Below are 11,737 nucleotides of genomic sequence, written 5' to 3'. Positions count from 1 at the left end.
GGAGTTGGTCTAATTGCGCCACCCATACCATCAATAATTGTTTCTATTTCACCTGTTTCACGATCGTAGCGCTTAATTTTATATATCCCCGCTACAGAATCCTTTGAATAGTGAAACGTTTTACCTGGTGTAGCATCATGAGAAAAATACACATAACGCCCATCAGGTGAAAACATTGGCTCACCTAAATCTTTTTGGTCGTTCTCGCGTTTAGTCAGCTGAACCCCTTTACCACCTGCTTTATGGTATAGCCATACTTCACCAGCACCTAGTGAACGACTAGCCGTAAAGTGTTTACGCGCCACTAAAAAATCGCCATCAGGGCTCCACGCTGGACTATTTAATAGTCTAAACGTTTCGTTGGTTACTGCACTTTGGTTTTCACCGTTTAAATCCATAACCCAAATATTGTCGCCGCCACCTTGATCAGAAGTAAACGCAATGTGTTTACCATCGGGGCTAAAACGAGGTTGCATTTGCCATGCTATATCAGAGGTTAATTGTGTTGCAGTACCGCCACTCATTGGCATTGTGTAAATGTCGCCTAGTAAGTCAAATACAATGGTTTTGCCATCTGGGCTAATATCAATGTTCATCCATGTGCCTTGTTCTACGCTAATTTTAGCGTCAACAAATTGCCCTTTAGGAGAATCTACTTGCCATTTTTGTTCATCTTTTTTATCGGTTGATTCAGCATGTGCTTGCCCAAGAGCTAATGACACTGACAAAGCCAACGCCGTATGCAGCAATTTCTTCATAACTTTCTCGCTTATTATTGTTGCTGTGTGTTTTAACCGATTGCAACAAAAACAACCAAAAGTTACCAGCGTTATTTGATAAAGCGCAGTTTATTACGTTTAATGCCAAGAAATGGGGTCAAATTGATAGTAGTTAACCAGCATTCTATATATTTCTGGATCGTAGCGTCGTAACTCTGCTGGTTTTTCAATAAAGGTTTCGGTGATCACCGCAAAAAATTCGGCCTCGTTTGTTGCGCCATAACTATGAATAACGTGAGGCATACTATACGCCACATGACTTTTAAGCTGCGTAAAGGCACGACTAAATACCCTTGCCCACTCTTTATAATCCGCCGAGCTTTTTAAAAGTGGCGTACCTGTTGTTTTACCTGTTTCCTGATCTAACTGATGAGCAAATTCGTGAAACACCAAGTTATGCCCATCACTGGGTAAGCGGCTTCCTTCTAATACATCATGCCAACTGAGTACCAATGTTCCCCCAGGCCACGATTCACCTTGCCTCACCGTATTATGATAACTGACTAAGCCGGCGCTATCTCGCGTGGCTTGTGGGGCATAGTAAGCACTTGGGTACAATAATATTTCTTTTACATTAGTATAAAGAGGCCACGGTTTGTTAAGCACGAGTACGCAGGCATCAGCAGCAACAATAAGTTTCATGGCAGGTGTGAGCTTTAATCCATCGCAGCCAATAAAGCGTTTTTCATTTAAAAACCAAACAATATGTCTCTCAAGTTTGGCTCTATCAGCATCCGTCATCTTTCGGTAAATAGGCATACAGCGCAGTAAGATATCTTTTTGCTGAGAGCTTAAACCCATACGTTGATACTTATTGCGCCAAAGGGAGGCTTGAATAGAAGGCCATTGCCAAAGTATCGCCACAAATAACACTAAAACACCAATTAACAGTCCATTTATCATGGCAATACCCTTAACATATATATGCCTTTATAAATATGTTCACCGGGATGAATTTTCAACTGCTGTGGTTACTATAGATTTTAAAATACTCTTTTATCACCGTCATTTACATTTAAAATGATCACACTCAGCTTGTAACACCTTTACAAAGCGCGCAACGTGTAGGCCATCCATTAAAGAGTGATGTACGTCAACAGATAGTGGCATCGTGCCAGCTTGTTTGTCGTATTGACCGAATACAAACTTAGGGATCCCTAAACTTTGCCCTTCGCTAAATGCATGTGAAAAAGCGCTAAAATTAAGCCATGGTAAAACAGATATATGAATTAAATCAGCTTGCCCCTCTGTATTGGCAAATGCGTCGCTAAATAGTGAGTTTGACTTAGATTGTTTACTTACTTTGTCGCTATTGGCTGAGAACTCTTTGAAAGAGCCCAAATAATCAAAATAACTAAATACAAAGCACTCGTCTTCATCAAGTTCAACAACACTTGCACGGATGCTTGTAAGTAACCAGGGCTTGGATTCTATAATTCGTAACATAATTGGTTCATAAGCGAAGCAAGCTTTTAGTGTGCAATAAACATAGGCTTGAAAAAACGATATATTTTGAGCCTTACAGTAATCAAACAGTGTTTGTGCGTTTAGCTGAACACACACATTAAAGTATGGCTGGGTAAAATTTTTAAATAGTTCAAAATGTTGTTTACGAGGCCAGCTATCAAAGTCGATAGGCTGCATATTCGAAGTTGACGTCATTATACATACCACACTTAATTAAAAATAAAGTGTAACGTTGTTTCATAAAAATAGCATTAATAACAAAAAAGGGGACGCTAATGCGTCCCCTTTCTTCAAGACCTAAATATAAATCTAAAGGCCATTTTGTATTATTTCTTGAGCAAGCTCATCTGCAATTAAGTGCGTCGATTTTTGCTCTTTTTCGCTGCGAGCAAAAATTTCTGTTAGCGTATTAAAAATACCCTCAACGTGTTTATTAGAGGCCTCAACGGTATAACCTTCTGGCGCAGTTTCGTAATAAACATTAATAATACCCCCTGCGTTTATAACGTAATCTGGCGCATACAAAATGCCTTTTTCACGAATAATTTCACCATGGCGTGATTGTGCTAACTGATTATTAGCACAACCAGCAATAATGGTTGCTTTAATACGAGGTATAGTGTCATCGTTTATGGTTGCGCCTAATGCACAGGGTGCATACACATCTACATCTAAGTCATAAATGTCATCAATACCAACCGCTGTTGCACCAAAATCGTTAACAACACGATCAATTGCAACCTGGTTTATATCTGTCACAAACAACTTAGCACCTGCATCAGCTAAGTGCTTACACAAGCCGTAAGCAACAGCCCCTAAACCTTGTACAGCTACTTTTATGCCTGAGAAGTCTTGGTGGCCGCGTTGATGCTGCAGTGCAGCTTTAATACCTAAAAAAGTACCGTATGCAGTAAAGGGAGATGGGTTTCCACTTTTGCCTTCAAGGCCAAGAACGTAATTTGTTTCTTTGTTCATTAAAGCAACGTCGGCACACGTAATATTGACGTCTTCTGCTGAGTAATAGCTACCATTTAAACGCTCTAATTGGCGACCAAATGCATGAAAAAGTTGTTCCGATTTAATTTCTTTGGCGTTACCAATAATGACAGATTTTCCACCACCAAAAGGAAGGCGCGCAACCGCATTTTTGTAAGTCATCCCTTTTGATAAACGCAAAACATCATACACTGCGTCTTCATCTTTAGCGTAATCCCACATTCTACACCCACCAACAGCAGGCCCCAACTTGGTACTATGCACAGCAATAATTGCTTTTAAACCTGACTCTTTGTCAGAACAAAAGACTACTTGTTCATGGTTATCAAATTCAACTTGATTAAACACAGCCACTTAAAATACTCCGAAAAATTGACCCGTGAGAGGGTGTACGCGCTGGAAATTGTCGAGACTTTACCACTTCAAGATAGTGTTCGCCACACATCAAGATGATAAAGCTAACAAACACCAAGTGATTAAATTAAATAATCAACTTATAACTTATTAACAAATAAAAAATTTAAAATAAATCACAAAAATAGACATTAAAACTAAAATAACACAAGGGTACACTTCTTTACGTTTACGTTAGCGTAACCATTGGTTTTTCCGTAAAGTTTTTAATACATCCACCATTAACACGCAAGCAATTGTTATTTAATGATTTATATTTATATAAACAATTACCACACAACTGGTAAGATCAGTTTTCACTCAATATTGATGATTTTAAAATAAAAAAGCGAGCACAAGGCTCGCTTCATAAACAAAGATAACAATTACTTTAATTTGCTATCAAGCTCAGCAATTTTTGCCTTCCAAATCGCAGGACCTTGCGTATGTGCATTGGCACCTTCGCTATCTACTGCAACCGTTACAGGCATGTCTTCAACTTCAAACTCGTAAATCGCTTCCATACCTAAATCTTCAAACGCAACTACACGCGCTTTTTTAATCGCTTTAGATACTAAATACGCAGCACCACCTACAGCCATCAAGTAAACAGATTTATGCTCTTTGATTGATTCAACCGTTGCAGGGCCGCGCTCTGCTTTACCAATCATGCCTACAATGCCGGTTTTTTCTAGCATCATATCGGTAAATTTATCCATACGTGTTGCTGTAGTTGGGCCTGCTGGGCCTACCGCTTCATCACCAACAGCGTCTACAGGGCCAACGTAGTATATAAATTTGTTATCAAAATCAACGCCTTCAGGTAAGCCTTCGCCAGAATTGATCATGTCTTGCAAACGTTTATGCGCTGCATCACGGCCAGTTAAAATGGTGCCTGAAAGTAAAACGGTTTCACCCATTTTCCATTCTTGAACATCATCTTTCGTCAGCGTGTCTAAATTTACACGACGTGTCCCCTCACCCACTTCAAAAGTCACTTCAGGCCAATCCTCAAGCTTTGGCGCTTTTAAATCAGCAGGACCTGAACCATCCAAAGTAAAGTGCACGTGACGAGTTGCTGCACAGTTAGGGATCATCACCACTGGTTTTGAAGCTGCATGGGTAGGAGCGGTTTTAATTTTAATATCAACAACCGTTGTTAACCCGCCCAGGCCTTGTGCACCAATACCTAGTTTGTTTGCACGTTCGAATATTTCTAGACGAAGCTTTTCTTCTGTAGTTTCCGCCCCACGCTCCATAAGCTCATGGATATCAACCGGATCCATCAATGACTCTTTAGCCATTACTGCAGCTTTTTCTGCTGTGCCACCAATACCTATACCCAGCATGCCTGGTGGACACCAACCAGCACCCATTGTAGGCAGTGTTTTTTCTACCCAGGCAGCAACATCGTCTGAAGGGTTTAACATAACCATTTTACTTTTGTTTTCAGAGCCGCCACCTTTTGCTGCAACCATGACTTCTACTTCGCCACCAGCTACCAAATCGATGTGAACAACCGAAGGTGTATTATCTTTTGTGTTTTTACGAGTACCAGCAGGGTCTGCAACAATAGAAGCACGAAGCGGGTTATCTGGATTCAAATACGCACGGCGAGTACCTTCATCAACCATTTGTTGAACTGTTAAGTCTGTTTTATCCCACTTAACATCCATACCCACTTTTACAAAACACGTAATAATACCTGTATCTTGACAAAGCGGACGCTTGCCTTCAGCCGACATACGCGAGTTAATTAAAATTTGCGCAATAGCATCTTTAGCAGCTTTACTTTGTTCTTTGTTGTAAGCTTTTTCTAATGCTTGAACAAAATCAAGTGGATGGTAGAACGAAATATATTGCAATGCATCTTCAATGCTATCAATAAAGTCTTGCTGACGGATTGTACTCATAATGGTTCCTTAAGTTAGCTTTACGCTTAAGCGTAATCTATACCAAACCGGTGACGGTGGTTTGTACTGTTTTAATTACAACGTTGATTTTATACTAAACGCTGCCAAAAAAATTTGACTTATGATACCCTCCCAGCCCGTTTCGAGCCAGTTCTTATAGGGGTAGTAAATGCTAAACAATAAAAATAATTGTATAAAATTATCAATAACACAAAATTGTATTGATGTATTTTCGCATTTTTCTCATCTGCCTCACGCCATACTGCTCGACTCTGCTAATAGCGACCATGTAAATAGTCGCTACGACATAATTTCCATAGAACCTGAACACTTGCTTGAAGTGAGCGATAACAAAACATTATTCAATGGCGAGCCAAGTGAGCTAACCTGTTTTGAAATAATGAATACCCATTTGCGCAAACTCAGTAACACAAAAGCACCTTTTGACTTGCCCTTTAATGGAGGTTGGCTAGGTTATTTCGGCTATGACTTGGGTCGTATAATTGAAAAAATGCCAACCATAGCAGAGCAAGATATAAATTTACCGCAAATGGCTGTAGGCCTTTATTTAGATGCACTCATTTTTGATAGACAGCAAAATGCGTGGTTTTATGTTTCACAGCCACATGTTGAAAGACGCGCGCTTTACGAGAAATATCTAGCATCAACTCCAATTGACGCAAAGTTTGAGTTAACGTCTGAGTGGTTCTCTAATATGAGCCAAACCCAATACGCCAAAAAGTTTGCTATAATTGAAGACTATTTAACAAGCGGTGATTGTTATCAAATTAATCTAGCTCAGCGCTTTAAAGCCCAATATAGCGGTGACCCTTGGTCAGCGTATGTTAAATTACGCGAAGCTAATAAAGCGCCTTTTTCAAGTTTTATTAATCATCCTGCAGGCGCTATTTTGTCAATTTCGCCTGAGCGCTTTATATCGATCCACAACAATATTGTAGAAACTAAGCCAATAAAAGGGACACTTGCACGTAAAGCTGACGCCCACGAAGATAGTGCACAAGCGTTAAAACTTGCAAACTCATCCAAAGATCGCGCAGAAAACGTGATGATTGTAGATTTACTTCGTAACGACCTAGGTAAAGTAGCCAAACCCGGCAGCGTTAAAGTGCCTTCTTTATTTGCAATTGAAAGTTTTCCGGCTGTACACCATTTAGTAAGTACAGTGACCGCCGAACTTGATATTAATAAAACAGCCGTTGATCAACTCGAGGCCGCTTTTCCTGGGGGGTCTATTACTGGAGCACCCAAAATACGCGCGATGGAAATTATAGAGGAACTAGAACCTCATCAGCGCAGTGTTTACTGTGGCTCTATAGGTTATTTAAGCGCCTGTGGTAATATGGATACAAGTATTACTATTCGAACTTTAGTTTGTTATGAGCAGCATATTTACTGTTGGGCCGGAGGCGGAATTGTCGCTGATTCTAAAGTCGAATTGGAATACCAAGAGACTTACGATAAGGTAAATAAAATTTTACCTTTATTAAAGAGTAGGTGATCTTGAATAGTGACTTCATTAAAACGCGTTTTCAATTAAGCCCAACCGCTGCGCCAAATCAAATAAAAGACTCTCGAAATAAACGCGCCAGTGCCGTTATGCTGCCCATTATAGATGTAGCTGGGCATGCACATATTTTACTGTGTAAGCGCCCTACTTATTTGCATCATCACCCAGGTGAAATTTGCTTACCCGGTGGTAAATTTGAGGCAAGCGACAAAACGCTTCGTACAACGGCACTACGTGAATTGAAAGAAGAGTTAAACATTGCGCACAAAGATGTAAATATCCTTGGCAATTTACCAGAGTACTCCACCTTAACTGGGTTTAGTATTCGTCCCTACGTATGTGTTTTGAATAAAAATACGCAGTGGGTAAACGATCACAATGAAGTACAGGCTAGCTTTTTACTCTCCTTGGATGAATTAAGTACTGAAGCTAACTGGCAACCTTTGCCATTTCAACGTTTTGGTAAAGAAATCACCCTGCAGGGGTTTGTTACCCCCCATGGGTTACTTTGGGGAGCAACTGCTAGCATTATAAAAAACTTTACAAAACAACTAGCCTTACCAGTTTAAATCTTCGTTAATAATAGTTACATGCTAACAATTCCGCGTTATTATGCTCGACCGTTCAAAGAGCAGCCTCGGGCTGAGTAAATTAATAAGAGACACACACTATGATCAGTGCATTTGATATGTTTAGCATTGGTATTGGCCCTTCGTCATCACACACCGTTGGCCCAATGCGCGCATCACGCTTATTTGTTAATGAACTCCATGAAAAACAGCTATTGAAAAGTGTTACCGATATAAAAGTAGAGTTATATGGATCGTTAGGTCAAACAGGTATAGGTCATGGTTCTGGCAAAGCTGTTGTACTTGGCTTAGCAGGCTATGACCCAGAAACAATCGATGCCGATTTAGTCGATGATATTTTATTAACTATCGAGCAAGAACAAGTTATTTATTTAAACCAAACACACAAAGCCAACTTTCCTAAGCAAGGTGCTATTGTTTTTCATCGTCGTAAAACGCTCCCAAAGCACTCTAATGCAATGGAGATTATTGCTTCAAATAATGGTGAAAAGCTTTATAGCAAAGTGTACTACTCTATCGGCGGCGGCTTTATTGTTACCGACGAAGAATTTGAAAACGAAAAGCAAGCAGCGCTCGATATTAGAGAAGAAAACCCAGCGCCATACCCTTTTAGTAGCGCAAAAGAGCTACTTGAAATGTGTAAAGACTCAGGCCTGAGTGTATCTAGCTTGATGATGAAAAACGAACGCACACTTCGAACCGAAGACGCTATAAAAGATGAGTTATTTCATATTTGGCAAGTAATGAAAGCCTGTATTGAGCGCGGAATGCGTACTGAAGGAATTTTACCTGGCGGTTTAAAAGTAAAACGACGTGCCCCCAGCCTATTCTTAAAACTGAATATCGAAGTGAGCAACGATCCACTCAGAGCAATGGATTGGGTCGATCTATTTGCACTTGCCGTTAATGAAGAAAATGCCGCCGGTGGACGAGTGGTAACAGCCCCCACTAATGGTGCTGCAGGCATTCTACCCGCTGTGCTTATGTACTATCATACATTTGTAAAAGAAGTAGACCGCGACATTGCCACGCGTTATTTACTAACAGCCGCTGCAATTGGTATTTTATATAAAAAAAATGCGTCTATTTCGGGTGCCGAAGTGGGCTGCCAAGGCGAAGTGGGTGTTGCTTGTTCAATGGCCGCCGGAGCATTAACTGAAATTGTGGGTGGTAATGTTGTACAAGTTGAAAACGCAGCTGAAATAGGCATGGAGCATAATTTAGGTTTAACGTGCGACCCTGTTGGCGGCTTAGTGCAAGTTCCTTGTATTGAACGTAATGCGATGGGGGCTATAAAAGCCATCAATGCTTCTCGATTGGCAATTCGTGGTAGTGGCGAGCAAAAAGTATCACTTGATAAAGTAATAAAAACCATGCTTGAAACAGGTAATGATATGAAAACAAAATACAAAGAAACCGCGCGCGGTGGTTTAGCCGTTAACATTATTGAGTGTTAGGCTAACCTTAAACAAAAAAACCGACTATTAATAAATAGTCGGTTTTTTTGTTATCAGACCCAGTGCTACTTTACAGGTAACTCTATATCTTCAAATAACTTATCTACATCATCTTGATTACGTAATAAACTCGCGCGCTCCACTCGCTCTTTAGTTAAATGCGGCGCAAATCGTTCTATAAAGTCATACATATAAGTACGTAAAAAGCTGCCTTTTCTAAAGCCAATTTTTGTAGTGCTAGCTTCAAATAAGTGACTTGCATCAATGCAGACTAAATCAGTATCAGTGATTTCATCAATCGCCATTGAAGCCACTACCCCTACGCCAAGCCCTAAACGAACATAGGTTTTAATTACATCGGCATCAGTCGCCGTAAATACAATATGCGGCTCTAACCCATGGGCGCTAAATGCTTTGTCTAATTCAGAGCGACCCGTAAAACCAAATACATAAGTAATTAGCGGGTATTCGGCAATATCTGCTACCGTTAAACTATTGGCTTTTTTAGCAAGTGGATGATCCTTTGCAACAACAATACTGCGATTCCAATGATAACAAGGCAACATAACTAAATCAGAGTATAAATGAAGCGCTTCAGTTGCAATGGCAAAATCGGCATCGCCCCTTGCTGCGGCATCAGATATTTGTTGTGGTGTACCTTGGTGCATGTGCAATGATACTGCAGGGTATTTTTTCATAAACCCCTGAATCACACTAGGTAAAGCATAACGTGCTTGAGTGTGCGTTGTTGCTATATTGAGCTTACCTTGGTCTGGTAATGTGTGCTCGTTAGCTACCGCTTTTATACCTTCTACCTTTGAAAGTATCTCACGCGAGATATTTATAATATCTTCACCGGCACTAGTTACATGCGTTAAATGCTTGCCACTTCGCCCAAAAATTTGAACACCTAACTCATCTTCTAACATACGTACTTGTTTAGAAATACCAGGCTGTGAGGTAAATAAACTCTCAGCCGTTGCTGAAACATTTAATTTATGATTTTGTACTTCTACTATGTATCTGAGTTGTTGTAATTTCATGGTTGCATTTTTACGTTGTAATTTATTATAAATAAAGGCAATTCTATAAAGCTAGATCAGTTTTACTGGTAGCGTTGATTAAGCTTATAGCGTGCATTTATCGAAGTGGTGCTCAAGGCTAGCATAATAAATATACTTGAGGTAGCCAAGATTAGACGAATTAATCTCATAGTCCTTATATTTAACGACAGTTAATTTACCTAATTTGAAGTTAATTCGCGCAAAACTACCCCGATGGCTTATATTTAATGTAATATTAAAAAATTAGGTTATGAATCCGAGAATTACACCATGATCGTGTCTATTATAATTGTCCTTATAGTTGCTTTGGTTGTGATTGCACTTTGGGTAAGTGCTGTTCAGCAACACAAAGAAAAACAAGAAAATGAGCGCCGAAAAGAACTCACAAAACAAAAGGCGATCATTGAAGAAACTGAAGAAGCATTAATGAACCAGGCTAATATTCCGCTATCTGAAAACGTTATTAGGGTTCTACAAAGCCGAATTGCCGAAGCACTCAAAACAATGGTTACGCATTCGCCAACCTCAAAAGCGCTAAAGAGCCGCTTAGAAGAAATGAAACAGCATCTCTCTAACCCGGTGCAAGGAACCAGTAGTGAGTCATTAGCATTACCAAGTAACGACAAACAGCTTGTTGCGCTAATTCAAGGGATTAAAAAATTACGTGTGATCCTACGTTCTGAACACACTAAGGGCCGTGTTAATAGCCAAGTATTTACAGGCGAAGACAAACTACTTGAGAAATTGCAGCTTAAAATAAATATAGAAAGCCAAATTAAACGCGGTATTTCGGCACGTTCTGCGAGTATGGTTGGCTCTGCTAGACAATATTTTGAAAAAGCCTACGCAACGCTTAGTGCAGTGCCTTATTCAGACGAATATGTAAATGCTAAACGCCAAGAAGTGGAACGTTACTTAGAGGAAATTAGCGTCGAGCTAAAAGCATCTAACGCAAGCGCCCTAAAAAAGAAAAACGAGCAAGAACAAGACGATTTAGATGTGCTGTTTGCTCCAAAAAAGAAATGGTAACAGCAGCTTTCCACTGAATAATAAAAAAAGCCCATACTATGTATGGGCTTTTTTAGCATTAAATTTTATAACCGAGAGTTTAGCTTCCCCAACAGGGATAAATCACATAACGTCGCTGGTAGTTATATATCAAAACAAAACTTTGTTATTTATGATAAAAACGCGAATTTAACAATAAATAACACGGTTAATATCCATACACTAATTGTTATTTCACTGCGTTTACCACAAAGCAACTTAACCGCCGTATATGAAATAAAACCAAGCGCAATACCATGCGCAATTGAAAACGTAAGCGGCGTCATTAACAGCACAACGGCTACTGGAATAGCGTCAGTCATATCGTCCCAGTCCACAAACTTTAGGTTTTGTAGCATAAGTACAGCAACATATAAGATTGCGCCCGCTGTTGCATAAGCTGGTACCATATTAGCTAACGGTGCAAAGAACATCATTAGCAAAAAGCAGCAACCAACTACCACTGCAGTTAAACCTGTACGCCCACCAACAGATACACCCGC

The 11,737-nt window shown here is 39.9% G+C and carries 11 protein-coding genes; 4 read left to right on the top strand and 7 right to left on the bottom strand.

Annotated elements, in window-relative coordinates; genetic code table 11:
- The 5 genes from BCG07_RS08970 to BCG07_RS08950 form a co-directional block, all read right to left on the bottom strand.
- Window positions 1-758 (bottom strand): TolB family protein (locus BCG07_RS08970; protein WP_502694054.1); only part of this gene is annotated, 758 nt, incomplete at its 3' end.
- A gap of 99 nt (window positions 759-857) precedes the next feature.
- Window positions 858-1,682 carry a M90 family metallopeptidase gene (locus BCG07_RS08965; RefSeq protein WP_286889893.1) on the bottom strand — a complete coding sequence of 275 codons (825 nt, stop codon included), beginning with the start codon at window positions 1,680-1,682 and terminating at the stop codon, window positions 858-860.
- Window positions 1,683-1,784: 102 nt separating this feature from the next.
- Window positions 1,785-2,423: a CatA-like O-acetyltransferase gene (locus BCG07_RS08960; protein WP_008127695.1), complete on the bottom strand. Its 639-nt coding sequence runs from the start codon at window positions 2,421-2,423 to the stop codon at window positions 1,785-1,787.
- Window positions 2,424-2,555: 132 nt separating this feature from the next.
- The gene (locus tag BCG07_RS08955; protein WP_243533277.1) at window positions 2,556-3,596 is read right to left on the bottom strand and encodes a Leu/Phe/Val dehydrogenase; all 1,041 of its coding nucleotides are present in this window, start codon (window positions 3,594-3,596) and stop codon (window positions 2,556-2,558) included.
- Window positions 3,597-4,021: 425 nt separating this feature from the next.
- Window positions 4,022-5,548, bottom strand: coding sequence for a fumarate hydratase (locus BCG07_RS08950; RefSeq protein ID WP_006792366.1), 1,527 nt, complete (start codon window positions 5,546-5,548; stop codon window positions 4,022-4,024).
- Window positions 5,549-5,717: 169 nt separating this feature from the next.
- Here BCG07_RS08950 and pabB point away from each other — a divergent pair, with 169 nt between their 5' ends.
- The 3 genes from pabB (at window position 5,718) to BCG07_RS08935 (ending at window position 9,123) form a co-directional block, all read left to right on the top strand.
- On the top strand, window positions 5,718-7,067 hold the full coding sequence (gene pabB / locus BCG07_RS08945) for an aminodeoxychorismate synthase component I (protein WP_286889892.1): 1,350 nt from the start codon (window positions 5,718-5,720) through the stop codon (window positions 7,065-7,067).
- A gap of 2 nt (window positions 7,068-7,069) precedes the next feature.
- Complete coding sequence (locus tag BCG07_RS08940; RefSeq protein ID WP_010557571.1) at window positions 7,070-7,645, top strand: NUDIX hydrolase; 576 nt, start codon at window positions 7,070-7,072, stop codon at window positions 7,643-7,645.
- Between the two features lie 101 nt (window positions 7,646-7,746).
- A complete protein-coding gene (locus tag BCG07_RS08935; protein WP_010557570.1) occupies window positions 7,747-9,123 on the top strand; it encodes an L-serine ammonia-lyase in 1,377 nt (458 codons plus the stop codon).
- Window positions 9,124-9,188: 65 nt separating this feature from the next.
- Here the strand turns inward: BCG07_RS08935 and cysB are convergent, their stop codons facing one another.
- A complete protein-coding gene (gene cysB / locus BCG07_RS08930) occupies window positions 9,189-10,166 on the bottom strand; it encodes an HTH-type transcriptional regulator CysB (RefSeq protein ID WP_006792362.1) in 978 nt (325 codons plus the stop codon).
- 291 nt (window positions 10,167-10,457) lie between these two features.
- Between cysB and BCG07_RS08925 the strand changes: the two genes are divergently transcribed.
- On the top strand, window positions 10,458-11,216 hold the full coding sequence (locus BCG07_RS08925; RefSeq protein WP_006792361.1) for a hypothetical protein: 759 nt from the start codon (window positions 10,458-10,460) through the stop codon (window positions 11,214-11,216).
- Between the two features lie 149 nt (window positions 11,217-11,365).
- On the opposite strand, the gene BCG07_RS08920 is transcribed toward BCG07_RS08925, so the two are convergent.
- The coding region (locus tag BCG07_RS08920; RefSeq protein WP_286889890.1) for a solute carrier family 23 protein at window positions 11,366-11,737 on the bottom strand (372 nt) is incomplete at its 5' end.

Source organism: Pseudoalteromonas sp. ESRF-bin5 (assembly GCF_002632075.1).
GTDB lineage: Bacteria > Pseudomonadota > Gammaproteobacteria > Enterobacterales > Alteromonadaceae > Pseudoalteromonas > Pseudoalteromonas marina.
This window is presented reverse-complemented; position numbering and strand designations above follow the sequence as displayed.